Origin of the sequence: Collimonas sp. OK242 (assembly GCF_900107095.1) — a bacterium.
Lineage (GTDB): Bacteria > Pseudomonadota > Gammaproteobacteria > Burkholderiales > Burkholderiaceae_D > Collimonas.
On record NZ_FNOR01000017.1, the window covers coordinates 24396 to 41266 of the forward strand.

Here is a 16871-nt window from a genome sequence, read left to right on the forward strand (position 1 = left end):
CCTACAAAGGAAATATCATCATGACCATCACGATTTATCACAACCCGGCCTGCGGCACATCGCGCAATACCCTGGCCCTGATCCGTAACTCCGGCGACGAACCGGAAGTGATCGAATACCTGCAACAGCCGCCTTCGCGCAGCACGCTGCAGCAACTGATCCTTGATGCCGGCCTTACGGTGCGCGCAGCGATCCGCGAAAAGGGAACTCCTTATGCCGAACTGGGCCTGGACGATCAGAGCTTGAGCGACGAACAGTTATTGGATGCGATGCTGGCGCATCCGATCCTGATCAACCGCCCCTTTGTTGTGACAGCCATCGGCACGCGCCTTTGCCGGCCGTCGGAACTGGTGCTGGAGATTCTGCCGCATGCGCAACGCGGCGCGTTCACCAAAGAAGACGGTGAAAGTGTGATCGATGCGGAGGGGCAGCGTGTCACGCCATCTGCTTGATTTACCGAACCTGGACGCCGAATTATTTCATCCGCCGCTGGCGGCCGATTTTTCCTGCGTCGCACGTGCCACGCATGCACCGCGCTTCCTGCTGCTGTATGGCTCGGTACGTGAAAAATCCTATAGCCGTTTTTTGACGATGGAAGCCGCCCGTCTGCTGCAAGCGATGGGTGGCGAAATCAGGATTTTCGATCCGCGGGGATTGCCGTTGCCCGATGGCGCGCCCGATACCCATTCCAAAGTGCAGGAGCTGCGCGAGCTGGCTGCATGGGCCGAAGGCATGGTCTGGTGTTCGCCCGAACGGCATGGCGCCATGACCGGCATCATGAAAGCGCAAATCGACTGGATCCCGCTAGCGGTAGGCGCGGTACGGCCAACCCAAGGCAAAACGCTGGCCGTCATGGAAGTCTCCGGCGGCTCGCAATCCTTCAACGCCGTCAACCAGATGCGCATACTGGGGCGCTGGATGCGGATGATCACGATCCCGAATCAATCCTCGGTCGCCAAGGCATTCCTGGAATTCGACGACAGCGGCCGCATGAAGCCCTCGTCTTATTACGAGCGGGTGGTCGATGTAATGGAAGAGCTGTATAAATTTACCTTGCTGACGCGCGATGTTTCCGGATTCCTGACGGACCGTTACAGCGAACGCAGGGAGAGCGCGGAGCAGCTAAGCAAGCGGGTAAATCAAAAATCGATCTAGGGCGTGTTGACGAATTTTGCAACGATTCCAGCTTCGATGCAGCGTTACGATGTAACTGCTGCAGCGACATATTTCTCGATATTCTTCATTTGCGCTTCCCAGCCGCCGCTGTTCATGCGAAACGCTTCCTGGCGCCGCTCTGCCGGGATATTGTCAAACCCGGACTCGACCAAGCGCAGCAAGGTGCCCTCCTCGACTGCCGTCAGTTCGAAGACGACCAGCGTGGTCGGTTCCTGCGAATAATCGACGGCGGGGTCAACCGCATAGGGATGCCAGCGGAAGGACAGCAATTCCTCCGGCAGCATGCGTTCTATCACGACTTCCCAGACCAGATGCTCGTAGCCGGCATAGGAAATTTGTCCCCGGACTGCTTGTCCGGCGACGAAGGCTTTTCCCTTCAGCGCCACCCCGAACCAGTCGCCGAACTCCTCCGCATTCGATAACGCACGCCAGACCCGCGAACGTGCGGCTTTGAGCACAATCTCTCTTTCAATCCGATCCGTAGATTTATTCATATCCATGTGTCGCCTCCTGCTTGCATATTAGCTCAAGCAAGGAAAATGTAGCCAGGCAAAAAAAAACCCGCCTGACCTTGCGGTAGCGGGTTGAATCCAAACCTTAGGAGGTGTTGGAGGAGACAGGTGTAACTATATGGCAGTGCAACATGCATGTCTGCTTTATTATTCGCATAACAGTTATAGATAAAGCACATATCTTCCAGGTAAATCAGATTGGCCCGCGATCGATACGTTTGCTGAGAATGATCGAGGTCGAGGTATGCCTTACCCCTTCCATCGCGCCGATCTGGTCCAGCAAACGGTCTAGCTCATCAGTGGACTGGCAGCGCAGGGTCAGCATGTAGTCGATCACGCCGCTCACCGCGCACAGGGTTTCCACCTGCGACATTGTTTGCAGCTGCTGCACCAACAGCGGCGCATTGCGGGAATCGATGGAGATGCCGACGTAAGCGCGCACTGCCGGCTGGTACAGCTCCAGGTCGAGGCGCACGCCGTAACCGGCGATCACCCCCTTCTTTTCCATCGCCGCCAGACGGGCTATCGCCGTGGTTCTGGCGACGCCGACCCGCTTGGCGATAGTCGCCATGGAGAGCCGGGCATCATCCATCAGCAAGGCCAGGATTTTGTGGTCGACTTCGTCAAGCTTATCTCTCATTTTTCCCTAATCGCGACATTTAATCTTTAATATTCGTCAAAACGTATCGTTATTATACATATTGACGACTATTTACACTCTATTATCTGACTTCGCTTGAATTTACAATTGCTTCAGCAGAACTGCAGCATTGACTAAAACACCAACGTGAGCGACGACATGACTACCAAACTGATACTTTTAGGCGCCGGCAAAATCGGCGATGCCATTCTTAACCTGTTGTCCCACACCGGCGATTACATCCTGACCGTGGCCGACCGCGATCCGCAACGGCTGGAATATGTGAAGCAAGCCGGCTTTCCCAACGTCACAACGATCCTGGCGGATATTTCGCACGCACCGACCGTGACCAAGCTGATCAGCGGCCACGACGTCACACTGTCGGCCTGCCCTTACTTCCTGACACCGGTCATCGCCGGCGCTGCAAAAGCAGCGAAATCGCATTATTTCGATTTGACCGAAGATGTCGAAAGCACCCGTTTCGTCAAAGCGCTGGCGCTCGATTCAAGCACCGCCTTTGTACCGCAATGCGGCCTGGCGCCTGGCTTCATTTCGATTGTGGCGAACGATGTGGCAAGCCGCTTCGAGCAATTGCATGATGTGAAGATGCGCGTCGGCGCGCTGCCGACCTATCCTAGCAATGCGCTCAAATACAATCTGACCTGGAGCACCGACGGTCTGATCAACGAGTACTGCAATCCTTGCGAAGCGATTGTCGACGGCATCCTGCGCGAAACTTCGCCGCTGGAAGAGCTGGAACGTTTCTCGCTCGACGGCGTCGATTACGAGGCATTCAATACTTCAGGCGGCCTGGGCACCTTGTGCGAAAGCCTGCGCGACCGGGTGCAGAACCTGGATTACAAAACCGTGCGTTATCCCGGCCATCGCGACATCATCAAGATCCTGGTGCGCGACCTGCAGCTGGGCAAGCTGGAACGTCGTCCGATCCTGAAGGAAGTGCTGGAAAACTCGATCCCGATCACCAAACAGGATGTGGTGCTGACCTTCGTCAGCGTCAGCGGCATGCGCGATGGCCGTCTTGAGCAGGAAACCTATGCCAAGAAGATCTATAGCCAGCACGTCAACGGCCAGTTGCTGTCGGCGATCCAGCTGACTACCGCAGCCGGCATCTGCGCCATGGTTGATTTAGTGGTGACCGGTGTCTTGCCGCAAAGCGGTTTTGTGCGGCAAGAGCAAGCCACGCTGACAGATTTCCTGGCCAACCGCTTCGGCCAGTTCTATGCAAACCACGCACCCGCCCATGGCGGTTTCGCGCCGGCCAGCAATACCGATTTCAATCAACTGAAAGCGGTTGCCTGAGCGCGCAGAAAAACCCGTTCAGACACAAAGCACAAAGCGCATTGCAAAACGGCCTGTATAGCTCGCGAGAGTTATACAGGCTGTTTGTTTAACCCCCTAACGTTACGCACCCAAGACAGCTTTCCAGGCCTCCACCTGGCCAAAGAACCGGCCGCCATCCAACATCTCGATTTGCGTTCCTCGTTGCAACGCAAAGGTAGGAAAGCCCTGGCCACCGACACGCGCCAGCAAGGCACGGCTGGCGACAATGTGGGCCTGTGTGGCCGCTCCGCCAAGCTCGGCGAATTTGTTATCGAACAGCGCCGCATCGATACCGATCTCAGTCGCCAGGGTGCGCAACAGCGCAGTCTCGGCAACCCGCAAGCCTTGCACGTAGTGCGCAGCCTGTATACGCTCCAGCATTGCCAGACCACGCCCCGCGCTTGCGTCAGCTGCCAGGATCGCTGTGGTCGGCGGACCGGAGTCCAGCACCGCCGCGGTATCCAGCAGCAGCCCGTTAAAATAATCGTCGCCGAATTGCTGGCCGGTGATCGCCGCAATCCGATGATCGTGCTGCATCACATAGTTGCGCAATTGCGTGCTGACCTGTTTGCGATTGCTGCCGGTCATCATGCCGCCGCCGTGCAATTCAATCCTCAGGCCTGCGACCTCACCTGCTGCCTGCAGCAAAGGCGCTGCACCGTAACACCAGCCGCACATCGGATCGTAAATGTAATGCAGCACGGGACTCGTGGCCGCAACTGCGGCCGATTCCATGGCCAATTCTGCTGCGCCCATCACAACCACGCCGGGTAGCGGACAACTGCTGTCGCCGCAATCATGATTCTCTACCATTTCATTTCACCTTTGCTCACTTTGGCGCCGAGTTCCAGCGAGGACACGCCGTCCAGATTTGGATAATGCTTTTTCATTGCGTCGATCAGGGCGGCGGAATCCTTGGCTTGGACGGTTTCTACTTCATAAGTCTTCAGGTAGTTTTTGGTAAAGCGTACAGCTTCGATGTTTTGCGGCGCACCGGCGCTGAAATGTCCCGGCACCACCACCTTCGGATGCAAGGCGGCAATCTTGTCCAGCATCCTGATCCATTGCTGGCGCGCAGCCAAGGTCTGGGTATCGGCCGTCCACACGTGTTCGTTGCCGACCACCAGCACGCCGCCAACAACCGCTTTCAATGATGGAATCCAGACGAAAGTGCGATCCGGGCTGGCGCCGTCTAGGCCGATCACTTCCAGCTTGCGGCCTTCCAGCGTCAGCGCATTGCCTTGCAGTGGTTCCGGCACGATCAACTGCTTGGGCGCATTGGCGCCCAGCTTAGGCCCCCAGAATGCCAGTTTGTCCTGCATGGTGGCCTTGATGTGCGCGATCACAGGCGCTGGCGCCAGGATCTTGGCGTCCGGATAAGCTTCCTTCAACACTTCCAGTCCGAAGTAGTAGTCAGGGTCGCCGTGGCTGATGTAGATCGTGGTCAGTTTCTTGCCGCTGTCCTGGATCTTTTTCAGCAATTGGCCGGCATTGGCGCGATCGAACTGAGCATCGATCACGATGGCGTCGCTGTTGCCGGTAATGAGCTCGGAAGACACCGGGAAAATGCCGTTGGCGCCGGGATTATAGACTTCCAGCTTCAAAAGTTGCGGCGCTGCAACTGCCGAGCCGGCGATCATCAGGCCAGCGGCGGTTGCCAGCAGCGAATGGAATAGTGAGCGTGTAAACATCGATTTCTCCAGTGAGAGGTGAAAGAACCATCATCATAGTTGCCAAAAACGATGTGAAAAACCTCATAATGGTGCATAGTTTGTTGCAAAAACCGATCAAATAAGCGAGAAAATCATGGACAGGCTGATCGCAATGCAAGTATTTGTCGAGATAGCGGATCAGGGCAGCCTGACCGCCGCCGCCGACAAACTAGACATGTCGCGCGCCATGGTGTCGCGTTATCTGGCGGAACTGGAGGCGTGGGCAGGCGCCCGCCTGCTCCATCGCACCACACGCAAATTGAGCCTGACATCGGCCGGCAGCGATACCCTGCCGCGCTGCCGTCAGATGCTAGGCATGGCCAGCGATATCCAGGCTTCCGCGATGACGCCCGAAAATACCCCGCGCGGCACGCTCAGGCTGACTTGCAGCATGTCCCTCGGACAAGCATACCTGGCGCCGCTGCTGACGCGCTTCCTGAAACGCTACCCCGGCACTGCCGTGGATATGCTGCTGGTCGACCGGACCGTGAATCTGATCGAAGAGCGGGTTGATCTGGCAATCCGCATCACCAATGCACTCGATCCCAACCTGATCGCACGCAAACTGGCGGTGTGCCGCTCGGTGGTATGCGCATCGCCGGCCTACCTGGAACAGCATGGCACGCCGGAAACGGCAGAAGACCTGGCCTTGCACAACTGCCTGACTTATTCCTACTTCGGCAAAAGCCTGTGGGAATTCGAGAAAGACGGCGTACCGGTCGCGGTGCCGGTAGGCGGCAACATGAGCGCCAACGAATCGTCGGTATTGCTGGAAGCTGCGGTCCATGGCGCCGGCATCACCCTGCAACCGCTGTATGCGGCCACAGAATTGCTGCGCAGTGATAAACTACGCGCGCTGCTCGGAGCATACCGACCGCGCGAAATGAGCATTTACGGCGTCTATGCTTCGCGCCGCCAAATGCCTGCCATCCTGCGCGCCATGCTCGATTTTCTGATCGAGGAATTCAGCGCAGACAGCGACTGGGCAACACCAGTCGTTTGAATCGAAGTCGTTTAAATCAAGCGAGTCCGTCCGTGACACCCACAGGGCATCTGCCGCCGGCGCGTTAGCCAATGCCGCAATGGTCACCGCTTCACCCAGTAAAACCAAAAAATGCAAAAAATCTCCACGCTTACCCGTAATACCCTGATGTTCCCGCTGGCTCTGGTCTTGTTTGAGTTTTCGGTGTATATCGCCAACGACATGATCCAGCCGGGCATGCTGACGGTCACCCGCGAATTCGGCGCCAGCGCCGCCTGGATGGCTTCGGCCATGACCGCATTCCTGGTGGGCGGCGCCATCTTCCAATGGCTGTTCGGACCGCTCTCGGACCGTATCGGACGCCGTCCCGTGATGCTGGGCGGCACCATCTTCTTCATCCTGGCCTGCCTGGCGACGCTATTCTCCCAAAGCATCGAGAGTTTCATCGCCTTGCGCGTATTGCAGGGCATGGGCTTGTGCTTTATTTCTTCGGTCGGCTACGCCGTGGTGCAAGAAGCGTTTGAAGAAAAAGCCGCGATCCGGGTCACCGCGCTGATGGCCAATGTGGCGCTGATTGCACCGCTGATCGGCCCGGTGGCGGGCGCTTTCATGATTGGAATCCTGCCTTGGCGCATGGTGTTCGTGTTCATCGCCGCGATTGCCTTTATCGCCCTGATCGGCCTGGCGCGGCATATGCCCGAAACTGTCAAGCAGCGCAAAGAAAAATTGCCGCTGACGCAGATTTGGCACGACTACCGCGCAGTGGTCGGCAACCGCCATTTCCTGAAAGCCGCCATGTGCATGCCGTTGCTGGCGACTCCACTGATCGGCTGGATCGCCATGTCACCCGAAATCCTGGTCGCCGACGGCCATCTGAGCGTGATCGAATACGGCTACTGGCAAATCCCGGTGTTCGCCTGCCTGATTGCCGGTAACCTGATGCTGGCGCGGCAAGTCGACCGCTGGCGCCTGGGCAGCTCGATCAAGCTGGCCATGTATCCGATCGCCGTGGGCGTCCTGATCATGCTGCTGGGCGCTGCGTTCCTAGACAAACCTTACTTCCTGGTGGCGGCGATCAGCGTAATTGCCTTCGGTGAAGGCTTGTCGGCAGCCGTCATGATCCGTTTCACGCTGACCGAGAGCGCCGTCTCCAAAGCCACTGTCGCTGCCACCATGGGCATGATCAACATGACTTTGTACGGCGTCGGCATCGAGCTATACAAGGTGTTTTACCTGTATGCGGGCATGCTGGGTTTTGCCTTATTTTCACTCGCGGTAATTGCGCTGTATTGGTATTTATCGCGTAGCGTGGTGGCGCGCGCCATGCTGGCCCGGGTTACCGGGCGTGAAGAGAAAGACGATTCCGCAGCGCTGATCTGAATCCTGCTGGAATGCGCTCCGACGGGCGTCGGAGCCACCTAACAAAGGCGAACAAGCGCGATTTACTCGTTGCGCTTTTGACTGATGATGCTCATGAACTCGCGCCGCGTCGACGGATCGTCGCGGAACGCGCCCAGCATGCGGCTGGTCACCAGGCTGCTGCCCGGCTTGTGGATACCGCGCGTCGTCATGCAGCCGTGCGATGCCTCGATCACTACGGCCACACCTTTCGGCAACAACACTTGCTGCAAGGTATCAGCAATCTGGACCGTCATTTTTTCCTGGATCTGCAAACGCTTGGCGAAAATATCGACCAATCGCGCCAGTTTGGAAATACCGACCACACGATGGTCCGGCAGATAGGCGACGTGCGCTTTGCCTATGATAGGCGCCATGTGATGCTCGCAATGGCTCTCGAAACGGATATTGGTCAACACCACCATCTCGTCGTAACCTTCAACTTCGGAAAACGTGGTCGACAGAATTTCCACCGGATCCTTGCTGTAACCGGCAAAAAATTCTTCATAAGCCCGGGCCACGCGCCCCGGCGTATCCAGCAAACCTTCGCGGTCCGGATCATCCCCGGCCCAGCGCAACAAGGTACGAATCGCCGATTCCGCCTCGGCACGGCTTGGACGTTCTGACAAGGCGCTAGCCGCCACCGCCGGCACTGGATCTTTTGAGGCCATCTGTTTACCTTTTCTAAAAAAATTTTTCGCCAGCCATTGTGCAGTTGCACACGGCGGCTGATGCCGACAGTGTAATTCAGCTATCGCATTACTGCATTGGATTCGTCAAAGCCCGGGAATTGCGCAGCGCAACATCGAAACTTGCGCTGGTAATAACCAGTTATTACCTGACAAATTTTTACAGTCCCATACTCGACCTTCCCTACCCCAGCAATCTCACTGAAAGGCCTATCATGAGCGCAAAGAAAATCCTGATTCTCGCCGGCGATTACGTTGAAGATTATGAATTGATGGTGCCGTTCCAGGCCCTGCAGATGGTCGGCCACCAGGTCGACGTGGTGTGCCCCGACAAAGCCGCAGGCGCCCAGATCCGCACCGCCATCCATGACTTCGAAGGCGACCAGACCTATAGCGAAAAACCCGGCCACAACTTTACCCTGAATGCCGCATTCAGCGATGTCGACGTCAGCCGCTACGATGCCCTGCTGATCCCTGGCGGCCGCGCACCGGAATACCTGCGCCTGAATCCGCGCGTGATCGAAATCGTCCAGCAGTTCCATGCGGCCGACAAGCCGATTGCCGCAGTCTGCCACGGCCCGCAACTACTGGCGGCAGCCGGCGCGCTGGAAGGAAAAACCTGCTCCGCCTACCCGGCTTGTGCGCCGGAAGTAAAACTGGCGGGCGGCAAATATGCGGAAATCGCCGTGACGGCGGCCCATCGCGACGGCAATCTGGTCACTGCGCCGGCATGGCCGGCACACCCGGCCTGGCTGGCGCTGTTCCTGACTGCACTGGGGACACGCATCGAGTTATGATGGAATTTGTGCGGCCGGCCGCAAGACCGGCCGCACCATATATTTGCCGGCATCAGCGGCAACGATTGCGCAAGAAATGTTCAGAAAGCGAGGTGTTCGATGTGTCAGATTTATGCCCAGGCCGATCCCATACTGTATGAATCGCGCGCCCGTTCGGTGCGCATCATGGGTGTCATCACCACCATCAAGCTGGAAAACCTGTTTTGGCAAACCCTGGCGGAACTGGCTGCAGATAACGATTTGACCACCAACCAGCTGATCGCAAAATTGCACGAAGAAGTCACCACACATTTCGGTGAAGCCAGCAATTTCGCTTCTTTCCTGCGCGTCACCTGCCTGCGTTACCAGGCTCTGAAAACCCACGCAGGATTCGAAACCAAGGTAATCGGCTCATCCAATAAAATCAACGCTGCCGCATAGGCAAGCGATCAGACTGACGCTGGCCACCCCGCACAGCAGCATGATAGCGGCAAGAAAGAGAATGATCCAGGCCCTGCGAGCTCCAGAAAAGAGGGGCGTCCCGGTCAATGCACGCCGATGTATCCCAGCCCGGCGGCAAACAGCAAGTACAACAAGCCGAAGACAGCCAGACGGCCAGCGCTCAACATGCCCTTGCGCAGCAGCGTATACAAGCCGAACATCGACATCATCGTCACCGCCGCGGCCCAGATCAGCGGCGGACCCAGCATCCATGGCGTAAAGATCAATACCAGCGCGGTCGGGATAGTCGCCTGGATCATCATGGCGCCGCTGATATTGCTCAGGGCCAGGCTTTGCTTGCCCTGCTTCACCCAGATCACCGCGTTCAGGATCTCCGGCAACTCGGTAGCGATCGGGCTGAGCAAGAGCGCGGCCAATTGCGGCGAGATACCCAGCCAAGGTGCGATGTCCCCCAGCTGATGCACGAACAACTGGGAACCCAGGAAAATCACCACCAGCGCCACCAAGGTTTGCAGCAAAGCCCAGCCAATTCCCGGCTGCGGATCGTGCGGCCGGAATTTCAAAGGCTCCAGATCATTCACTTCGGCATCGGCATCTTCTTCCTTGCGCATTTCGCCCCAGATATACACACCGTAGGCCAGCAGGAAAAGCACACCCAGCCAAGGCTTAATGGCAAACGCCACCAGGCCGAGGCCGACCTTGACCACAAAAATACCGATGAACCAGGCTTGGTCCCGGCGCAGCCGTTGCGCAGCGCTGGCTGACAGCAGGACGGTAGCGAGTTTTTTACGATTCAGGATGAACATAAGGCCGACCACCGCGTAGGCGATCGTCGCCAGCACCAGCGGCCCGCCGAGCGCAGCGCCGACGCCGATTTCCCGGTGTGCCGCATCGCGCCCGAACACCACGGCGACAAAAGTCACCACGCTTTCCGGCAACGCCGTACCAAACGCTGCCAGCACCGTGCCCACGGCGCTTTGCGCAATGCCCAGCCGGCGCCCGACCCATTCGATGCTATTGACGAAATATTCACAGGACAGATAAATCACCACGGCTGCGCCGAGCAGCAGAGCAACGCTGAGCATCATGCGCGTGCTCCCGCCTGATCAATCAGGGCTGCGGATGACGCAGGTGAAAAAGATGACACGAAGGGTAGTTCAGTGAAGCTGGCGGCGGCAGAACACTGAGGCTGCCATTGGCGGTAAATAAGCATGAGGAAATCCTGAGGGCCGGGCACTGACGAATGGCGCAACACCTTCGCCCGGCCGGGTAAAGGGAAGCACCATAGGTCTTGCCAAACCGTGCGGTCGCGCATGCCATGGCGTAAATTTGGTACAGCGCCAAGTATGTTGACATGCGCTCTTCGAAAGAAACGAAGGCGGCTACTCCCCTAAGGAAGCGCAATATTAACATCGAAATATTATTGGCGGCAATGTTGGAGATGCGCTTCCACAACCTTCCCTATTGCAGCCATACAGCTTAACAAACGCAGCAAGATCGCTGTTACTAGCCGCAAAAGGGATAAAATGGCGGTTGACTTAATTTTAGTTGCCAATATCCCATTCTTTTTCCTCACCATGTAATGCGCGCCAGGCACGCGCCGGCAACGCAACGGTGACCAGCCATTTTTTGAAACGGAGCACATTTTTATGAAATGGGCAGTAGTCAGTATTTTTATATTATCGGTGCTGTACGTGCACTTTCGCGGCAAGGCGCGCCTGCCCTTCTTCCGGCAGATATTCGACCATTCGTCGATCATGGCCCCGCTCAACATCTTCATGTACATGTTTTCCAAGGTGCCTACCAATACACCGTACCTGCCGACCAGCACCTTTGCCGATCTCAAGATTTTGGAAGACAACTGGGAAACCATCCGCGATGAAGCGCAGGGCCTGATCGGCTTGGAGAAAATCCGCGCAGCGGAAAAGAATGACGATGCCGGCTTCAATTCCTTCTTCAAGGCCGGCTGGAAACGCTTCTACCTGAAATGGTATGACGCCAGCCATCCGTCGGCTGAACAGTTCTGCCCCAAGACCGTTGCCCTGCTGCGCCGTACGCCCAGCGTCAAGGCTGCGATGTTTGCCGAACTGGCTCCCGGCGGCACGTTAAACCCGCACCGCGATCCGTTCGCCGGTTCGCTGCGCTATCACCTCGGCCTGGTCACCCCTAACGACGATCGCTGCTTCATCGAAGTCAACCAGCAGCGCTACAGCTGGCGCGATGGCCAGGGTGTGGTGTTCGACGAAACCTTTATCCACTGGGCGCAAAACGGTTGCGACAGCAATCGCATCATCATTTTCTGCGACATAGAGCGCCCTATGCGTTACCGCTGGGCGCAGGCGATCAACCGCTGGCTCGGCCGCCACATGATGAGCGCGGCGGCATCGCCCAACGAAACCGGCGATGAAACCGGCGGCATCAATAAATTATTCCGTTTTGTCTGGGCCGCCGGCCAATATCGGCGCGCCCTGAAGAAATTCAGCAAGCCGCTGTATATGTGCATCAAGTTCGCTCTGATTATCGGCGTTGTGCTGGCCATCATCTATCTTTGATCCGCCAGCTCGAGAACACGAACTTAGCCGCCTTTTGGCGGCTTTTTTACGCCTGGAAAATTGCTCAAAAATATTGCAAAACGGTAACAATAATCGATTTTCACAGGTAGACTAGCAGTTCCACTTGCCACCAGGAAAGCCCATGATGACTCGCTCGCTTATTGCCACAGCCGTTCTATCGCTTACCGCCTGCGCCACCGGTCCATCGATCGCGCAGGACCGGGGCAACGATGCGCTGGCCGAATCGAATGCACAGAACCGCCCGGTCAAAGTAATGATCATTACCATGTTCGGCCCCGAAGGCCAGGCCTGGCTTGATCGCATCGGCCCTTGGAAAACCATTGCGGTGCCAGGCCTGTCGCCGGACTATCCCAACGTTAACTGCAACAAGCAAGACGTCTGCGTAATCACGACCGGCATGGGCTACGCCAATGCCTCGGCGTCGGTCATGGCGCTGACGTTCTCGTCGCGTTTCGATCTGCGCCATACGTATTTCCTGATCTCCGGGATTGCCGGCATCGATCCTGCGCGCGGTACCGTCGGTTCGGCGGCGTGGGCCAAGTACCTGGTAGATTTCGGCATCCAGTGGGAACTGGATGCACGCGAAATTCCGGCCGGCTGGAAAACCGGCTATCTCGGCATCAACACCAAGAGTCCGAGCGAAAAGCCGCCGCTCGATTATCGCAACGAAGTATTCCAGCTCAATCCGAAACTGGCCGATGCTGCGTTCGCACTCTCGCGCAACGTGGTGCTGGCCGATAGCCCGCAGGCGCAGATAGCGCGCTCGAAGTTCAATTACGCGCCCGCGAATCAGCCGCCGTCGGTAGTCCAGTGCGATATCGCTTCCGGCAATACCTGGTGGTCAGGCACGCTGCTGGGCGAACGTGCACGCGAATGGACCAAGATCCTGACCGACAACAAGGGCGTGTATTGCATGACGGCGCAGGAAGACAATGCAAGCTTCGAAGCATTGAAACGCGCAGCGAGCATCAAGCGGGTCGATCTGAACCGCGTGGCGGCGTTGCGCACCGGGTCGGATTTCGATCGGCCGTATCAAGGGCAGACTAGCGCTGACAATCTGCTCAATTATGCCGACCAGGGCGGCTTCGTACCGGCGACGGAGAATCTGTATCGCGCGGGTAATCCGCTGGTGCAGGATATCGTCACGCATTGGGGTGAATGGCGGGATGGCGTGCCGCACCGATAAGTCGCTGAGAGAACGATGCCGCGCCACGGTTCGGTGCCGGACCGGAGGCGTAAGGCTTCCACCTATTTCATTCCAAGCCGCCCTGGGCGGCTTTTTTGTACCCGCTTATCTCGTGTTCGCAGCGGAAAGATGTAATGCAGCGTGTAATCAGAAACCGCTTTTCAGGCTTTTACCACTATTGAAAAAACCCGTACTTCTCCACACTTCGCCACTAACCCGTGCTAGTTCCGCATCCGAAGAAAGACCTGCCTGTTGGAACCGCCGAGAGCATCTTGCGACAGACCGAATTGAAATAAGGACGAAAATGTTATATCCACTGTATGTATGGAAGGACAGCAATAGCGCTTACGGCGCCAGCTTTCCGGATCTTCCTGGCGTCTTTACAGCGGCAGACGAATTGAATGATCTCCCGGCAAAGGCCCAGGAAGCAGCAGAAACCATGTACCAGGGCGAAGCGCATATTCCTGAAGCATCATCCATCGAGAAATGGAAAGACGCGGCAGACTATGCCGACGGCTACTGGATGCTGGTCGATATTGATCGATCAAAAATCAATACCAAGCCTGTGCGGCTCAACATCTCATTGCCGGAAAGTCTGTTGCGTGACATCGATGCTTACGCCAAGTCGCATCAAATGACGCGCTCCGGCTTTCTGGCTCAGGCTGCATTGAAAGCGATGGCTCAATAAACAGCAAGAATACCTCAGCGATCTTGTCGAATCGGATCAACTATGAGCAACCCGCTTGGAATTGCTCATAGAGTGCTACCCCATTTTTTATCAGTCTCGCGCCGGCAATATCTTGCCGCTGACCACACCGAAACCAACGCGATAACCATCGCCCTGGCACCAGCCCGTCATCCTCACCTCATCGCCATCCTGGATAAAGCTGCGCTGGCTGCCATCCGCCAGCGTCAGCGGATTCTTGCCGTTCCATGTCAGCTCCAGCAAACTGCCGAAAGCATCCGGCGTGCTGCCGCTGATGGTGCCTGAACCCATCAGGTCGCCGATGCGGGTGTTGCAGCCGGATATGGTGTGATGCGCCAGTTGCTGCACCATGGTCCAGTACATGGCTTTGAAATTGGTGCGGCAGATGGTTTGCGCTGCGGCGTTCGCGCCAGGCGTGAGCGCTACCTCCAGGGTGATGTCGTAGCCATTCTTGCCGCTCTGCTGCAAGTATGGCAGCGGCGCCGGCTGCTGCACCGGGCTGGCGACGCGGAACGGGTCCAGCGCGTCCATGGTGACTACCCACGGCGAAATCGAAGTGGCGAAGGATTTGCTGTTGAACGGTCCGAGCGGTACATATTCCCACTGCTGCAGATCGCGTGCGCTCCAGTCGTTGAGCAAAACCATGCCGAAAATATGCTGTTCCGCATTGGCGATGTCGATCGGTTCTCCCAGCGCGTTCGGCACGCCGATGATGAAGCCGGTTTCCAGTTCGAAATCCAGTTTACGGCAGGCGCCAAAGACCGGCGCGTCGGCGTCCGGCAATTTCAGCTGTCCCTTGGGGCGCCGCACCGGCGTGCCGCTGACCACTACCGAGCTGGCGCGGCCGTTATAGCCGATCGGGATATGCAGCCAGTTCGGCAGCAGCGCATTGGCCGGATCGCGGAACATGGAGCCGACATTGGTGGCGTGTTCTTTCGACGAATAGAAATCGGTATAGCCGGGAATCGCCAGCGGCAGATGCAGGCTGGCCTGATCCTGGGCGACCAAGACTTTGGCGCGCAGGGCCTGGTTGTCGCGCAGTTGCGGGTTGTCATCACGCAGCAGTGCGCTGATGGCCGTGCGGGTGCTGCGCCAGCTTGCGCGGCCCAGTGCGATGAAAGGATTCAAACTAGCCTGGCGGAATACGGCGGGGCTGACGTTCAGCAAGCCGGCTTCGGCTAGCGCAGCCAGATCCAGTATCTGGTCGCCGATGGCGATGCCGACGCGCGGCGCCGGATTGGCAGCGGTGCTGAATACGCCGAACGGTAAATTCTGGATAGGGAAATGCGACTCCGCCGGAGTCGGAATGAATGATTTCAGTGCTGGATCGTTAGTTTGCATCATGTCTTTTCTCTCATGTCTTGTTGCATCATGGCTGGCCGTTGAAATTCTTTTTCAAACCGTGCCAGCATTGCAGATAGTCCTTCTGCAGCAGCGGCGTCGCCAGCGCATAGGGCGTGGGATGAATCATGTAGCGGCTTTCAAACATGAAGGCCATCGTATTGGCTATGCGTTGCGGCGCCAACGTCGTACTGGACGCTTTGTCGAACGTTGCCGCATCGGGGCCGTGGCCGCTCATGCAGTTGTGCAGGCTGCCGCCGCCCGGTGTAAAACCCTCGGCCTTGGCATCGTAGGCGCCCTCGATCAGGCCCATGTATTCGCTCATGATGTTGCGGTGGAACCATGGCGGCCGGAAGGTGTGCTCGGCCACCATCCAGCGTGGCGGGAAAATCACGAAATCGACGTTGGCGGTGCCGGCCGTATCCGTGGGCGAAGTCAGCACCGTGAAAATGGATGGATCCGGGTGATCGTAGCTGACCGTGTTGATGGTGTTGAACAAGCTCAGGTCGTATTTGTACGGCGCGTAATTGCCATGCCAGGCCACCACGTCCAGCGGCGAATGATCGATGCGCGCGGTCCATAACTGGCCGCCGAATTTGGCCAGCAATTGGAACTCTCCTTCGCGATCTTCGTAGGCCGCCACCGGCGCCTGGAAATCGCGCGCATTGGCCAGGCCGTTGGCGCCGATCGGGCCCAGTTCCGGCAATTGAAAAGCAGCGCCGTAGTTTTCGCAGATATAACCGCGCGCGCTGCCGTCCGGCAGTTCGATCCGAAAGCGCATGCCGCGCGGGATCACGACGATTTCGCCAGGTTTGACTTCCAGCACGCCGAGTTCGGTCCTGGCCAGCAAACGTCCTTCTTGCGGCACGATCAGCAATTCGCCGTCGGCATCGTAAAAGAAGCGGTCATGCATGGAGCGATTTGCCGCGTACAGGTGAATTGCAATCCCGGCCTGCGCTGCGGCGTCGCCGTTGCCGGCAAAGGTGACGATGCCATCGATAAAATCGGTGGGCTGATCGTCGGCCGGCAATGGCAATGGATTCCAGCGCAACTGGTTGGGCGGCGTATCGATCTGGGTGAACGGACCGCTGGCCAGCAAAGGTTGCAGAGATTGCGCGATTTTTTCAAATTCGTGGTGCATTGCGCCCGGCCGGATACGGTACAACCAGGAGCGCCGGTTGTGCGCGCGCGGCGCGGTAAATGCGGTGCCGGACAGTTGTTCCGCATACAGGCCGTAAGGCGCTTTCTGCGGTGAATTCTGAGTTGCGGGTAAGGCGCCGGGCAGGGCTTCGCTGGCGAAGTCATTGCAGAATCCGGACTGGTAACGCAGCGCGTTGATGTTTTCCATGGGTTTTATCCTCGGTTCAAATTTCGACC

At 57.5% G+C, this 16871-nt stretch carries 19 protein-coding genes and 1 riboswitch; of the genes, 11 read left to right on the forward strand and 8 right to left on the reverse strand.

Going from position 1 to position 16871, the window contains the following annotated elements; genetic code table 11:
* The first annotated feature begins 20 nt into the window (after positions 1–20).
* Together arsC and arsH are read left to right on the forward strand one after the other, a co-directional pair.
* Entirely contained in the window at positions 21–452 is a 432-nt protein-coding gene (gene arsC, locus BLV81_RS18180) for an arsenate reductase (glutaredoxin) (protein ID WP_092358872.1), read from the forward strand.
* Complete coding sequence (gene arsH / locus BLV81_RS18185) at positions 418–1155, forward strand: arsenical resistance protein ArsH (protein WP_092358874.1); 738 nt, start codon at positions 418–420, stop codon at positions 1153–1155. Before arsC ends, arsH begins: the two co-directional genes overlap by 35 nt.
* 44 nt (positions 1156–1199) lie before the next feature.
* Here arsH and BLV81_RS18190 read toward each other — a convergent pair whose 3' ends face one another.
* Positions 1200–1670, reverse strand: coding sequence for an SRPBCC family protein (locus tag BLV81_RS18190; protein ID WP_092359049.1), 471 nt, complete (start codon positions 1668–1670; stop codon positions 1200–1202).
* Positions 1671–1881: 211 nt separating this feature from the next.
* Positions 1882–2328: an Lrp/AsnC family transcriptional regulator gene (locus BLV81_RS18195; RefSeq protein WP_092358876.1), complete on the reverse strand. Its 447-nt coding sequence runs from the start codon at positions 2326–2328 to the stop codon at positions 1882–1884.
* Between the two features lie 159 nt (positions 2329–2487).
* Between BLV81_RS18195 and BLV81_RS18200 the strand changes: the two genes are divergently transcribed.
* Positions 2488–3648, forward strand: coding sequence for a saccharopine dehydrogenase family protein (locus tag BLV81_RS18200; RefSeq protein WP_092358878.1), 1161 nt, complete (start codon positions 2488–2490; stop codon positions 3646–3648).
* Between the two features lie 102 nt (positions 3649–3750).
* On the opposite strand, the gene BLV81_RS18205 is transcribed toward BLV81_RS18200, so the two are convergent.
* Together BLV81_RS18205 and BLV81_RS18210 are read right to left on the reverse strand one after the other, a co-directional pair.
* On the reverse strand, positions 3751–4482 hold the full coding sequence (locus BLV81_RS18205) for a DsbA family protein (RefSeq protein WP_092358880.1): 732 nt from the start codon (positions 4480–4482) through the stop codon (positions 3751–3753).
* Positions 4476–5360, reverse strand: a complete 885-nt coding sequence (locus BLV81_RS18210; RefSeq protein WP_092358882.1) for an MBL fold metallo-hydrolase — start codon at positions 5358–5360, stop codon at positions 4476–4478. The genes BLV81_RS18205 and BLV81_RS18210 overlap by 7 nt, the downstream gene beginning before the upstream one ends.
* Positions 5361–5475: 115 nt before the next feature.
* Here BLV81_RS18210 and BLV81_RS18215 point away from each other — a divergent pair, with 115 nt between their 5' ends.
* Complete coding sequence (locus BLV81_RS18215; RefSeq protein ID WP_092358884.1) at positions 5476–6384, forward strand: LysR family transcriptional regulator; 909 nt, start codon at positions 5476–5478, stop codon at positions 6382–6384.
* A gap of 111 nt (positions 6385–6495) precedes the next feature.
* Positions 6496–7743: an MFS transporter gene (locus tag BLV81_RS18220; protein ID WP_092358886.1), complete on the forward strand. Its 1248-nt coding sequence runs from the start codon at positions 6496–6498 to the stop codon at positions 7741–7743.
* Between the two features lie 62 nt (positions 7744–7805).
* Here the strand turns inward: BLV81_RS18220 and folE are convergent, their stop codons facing one another.
* Entirely contained in the window at positions 7806–8432 is a 627-nt protein-coding gene (gene folE, locus BLV81_RS18225) for a GTP cyclohydrolase I FolE (protein WP_092358888.1), read from the reverse strand.
* Between the two features lie 233 nt (positions 8433–8665).
* On the opposite strand from folE, the gene BLV81_RS18230 reads away from it, so the two are divergent.
* Both BLV81_RS18230 and BLV81_RS18235 read left to right on the forward strand, forming a co-directional pair.
* Positions 8666–9247: a DJ-1/PfpI family protein gene (locus tag BLV81_RS18230; protein WP_092358890.1), complete on the forward strand. Its 582-nt coding sequence runs from the start codon at positions 8666–8668 to the stop codon at positions 9245–9247.
* Positions 9248–9346: 99 nt separating this feature from the next.
* Positions 9347–9667: a ribbon-helix-helix domain-containing protein gene (locus BLV81_RS18235; protein WP_092358891.1), complete on the forward strand. Its 321-nt coding sequence runs from the start codon at positions 9347–9349 to the stop codon at positions 9665–9667.
* A gap of 104 nt (positions 9668–9771) precedes the next feature.
* Here the strand turns inward: BLV81_RS18235 and BLV81_RS18240 are convergent, their stop codons facing one another.
* Positions 9772–10776 (reverse strand): sodium:calcium antiporter, encoded by a 1005-nt coding sequence (locus BLV81_RS18240; RefSeq protein WP_092358892.1) that lies wholly within the window; start codon positions 10774–10776, stop codon positions 9772–9774.
* 131 nt (positions 10777–10907) lie between these two features.
* Positions 10908–11084: riboswitch (yybP-ykoY riboswitch) on the reverse strand.
* Positions 11085–11337: 253 nt separating this feature from the next.
* Between BLV81_RS18240 and lpxO the strand changes: the two genes are divergently transcribed.
* The 4 genes from lpxO to BLV81_RS18255 all read left to right on the forward strand — a co-directional run bounded on the left by lpxO (position 11338) and on the right by BLV81_RS18255 (position 14135).
* A complete protein-coding gene (gene lpxO, locus BLV81_RS18245) occupies positions 11338–12240 on the forward strand; it encodes a lipid A hydroxylase LpxO (protein WP_092358894.1) in 903 nt (300 codons plus the stop codon).
* Positions 12241–12382: 142 nt separating this feature from the next.
* Complete coding sequence (locus tag BLV81_RS18250; RefSeq protein WP_092358896.1) at positions 12383–13447, forward strand: purine-nucleoside phosphorylase; 1065 nt, start codon at positions 12383–12385, stop codon at positions 13445–13447.
* 218 nt (positions 13448–13665) lie between these two features.
* Complete coding sequence (locus BLV81_RS24450) at positions 13666–13743, forward strand: type II toxin-antitoxin system HicA family toxin (RefSeq protein WP_369823899.1); 78 nt, start codon at positions 13666–13668, stop codon at positions 13741–13743.
* Positions 13744–13751: 8 nt separating this feature from the next.
* On the forward strand, positions 13752–14135 hold the full coding sequence (locus BLV81_RS18255) for a type II toxin-antitoxin system HicB family antitoxin (RefSeq protein ID WP_092358898.1): 384 nt from the start codon (positions 13752–13754) through the stop codon (positions 14133–14135).
* A 90-nt stretch (positions 14136–14225) separates the two neighbouring features.
* On the opposite strand, the gene fahA is transcribed toward BLV81_RS18255, so the two are convergent.
* Positions 14226–15497: a fumarylacetoacetase gene (fahA, locus tag BLV81_RS18260; RefSeq protein WP_092358900.1), complete on the reverse strand. Its 1272-nt coding sequence runs from the start codon at positions 15495–15497 to the stop codon at positions 14226–14228.
* A 25-nt stretch (positions 15498–15522) separates the two neighbouring features.
* Positions 15523–16842 (reverse strand): homogentisate 1,2-dioxygenase, encoded by a 1320-nt coding sequence (hmgA, locus tag BLV81_RS18265; RefSeq protein WP_092358902.1) that lies wholly within the window; start codon positions 16840–16842, stop codon positions 15523–15525.
* Positions 16843–16871 lie beyond the last annotated feature (29 nt).

Excerpts from the sequence above, each read along its gene's own strand:
- arsC (WP_092358872.1), top strand. The coding sequence starts at position 21 with ATGACCATCACGATTTATCACAACCCGGCCTGCGGCACATCGCGCAAT.
- arsH (WP_092358874.1), top strand. The coding sequence starts at position 418 with ATGCGGAGGGGCAGCGTGTCACGCCATCTGCTTGATTTACCGAACCTG.
- BLV81_RS18190 (WP_092359049.1), bottom strand. The coding sequence starts at position 1,670 with ATGAATAAATCTACGGATCGGATTGAAAGAGAGATTGTGCTCAAAGCC.
- BLV81_RS18195 (WP_092358876.1), bottom strand. The coding sequence starts at position 2,328 with ATGAGAGATAAGCTTGACGAAGTCGACCACAAAATCCTGGCCTTGCTG.
- BLV81_RS18200 (WP_092358878.1), top strand. The coding sequence starts at position 2,488 with ATGACTACCAAACTGATACTTTTAGGCGCCGGCAAAATCGGCGATGCC.
- BLV81_RS18205 (WP_092358880.1), bottom strand. The coding sequence starts at position 4,482 with ATGGTAGAGAATCATGATTGCGGCGACAGCAGTTGTCCGCTACCCGGC.
- BLV81_RS18210 (WP_092358882.1), bottom strand. The coding sequence starts at position 5,360 with ATGTTTACACGCTCACTATTCCATTCGCTGCTGGCAACCGCCGCTGGC.
- BLV81_RS18215 (WP_092358884.1), top strand. The coding sequence starts at position 5,476 with ATGGACAGGCTGATCGCAATGCAAGTATTTGTCGAGATAGCGGATCAG.
- BLV81_RS18220 (WP_092358886.1), top strand. The coding sequence starts at position 6,496 with ATGCAAAAAATCTCCACGCTTACCCGTAATACCCTGATGTTCCCGCTG.
- folE (WP_092358888.1), bottom strand. The coding sequence starts at position 8,432 with ATGGCCTCAAAAGATCCAGTGCCGGCGGTGGCGGCTAGCGCCTTGTCA.
- BLV81_RS18230 (WP_092358890.1), top strand. The coding sequence starts at position 8,666 with ATGAGCGCAAAGAAAATCCTGATTCTCGCCGGCGATTACGTTGAAGAT.
- BLV81_RS18235 (WP_092358891.1), top strand. The coding sequence starts at position 9,347 with ATGTGTCAGATTTATGCCCAGGCCGATCCCATACTGTATGAATCGCGC.
- BLV81_RS18240 (WP_092358892.1), bottom strand. The coding sequence starts at position 10,776 with ATGATGCTCAGCGTTGCTCTGCTGCTCGGCGCAGCCGTGGTGATTTAT.
- lpxO (WP_092358894.1), top strand. The coding sequence starts at position 11,338 with ATGAAATGGGCAGTAGTCAGTATTTTTATATTATCGGTGCTGTACGTG.
- BLV81_RS18250 (WP_092358896.1), top strand. The coding sequence starts at position 12,383 with ATGATGACTCGCTCGCTTATTGCCACAGCCGTTCTATCGCTTACCGCC.
- BLV81_RS18255 (WP_092358898.1), top strand. The coding sequence starts at position 13,752 with ATGTTATATCCACTGTATGTATGGAAGGACAGCAATAGCGCTTACGGC.
- fahA (WP_092358900.1), bottom strand. The coding sequence starts at position 15,497 with ATGATGCAAACTAACGATCCAGCACTGAAATCATTCATTCCGACTCCG.
- hmgA (WP_092358902.1), bottom strand. The coding sequence starts at position 16,842 with ATGGAAAACATCAACGCGCTGCGTTACCAGTCCGGATTCTGCAATGAC.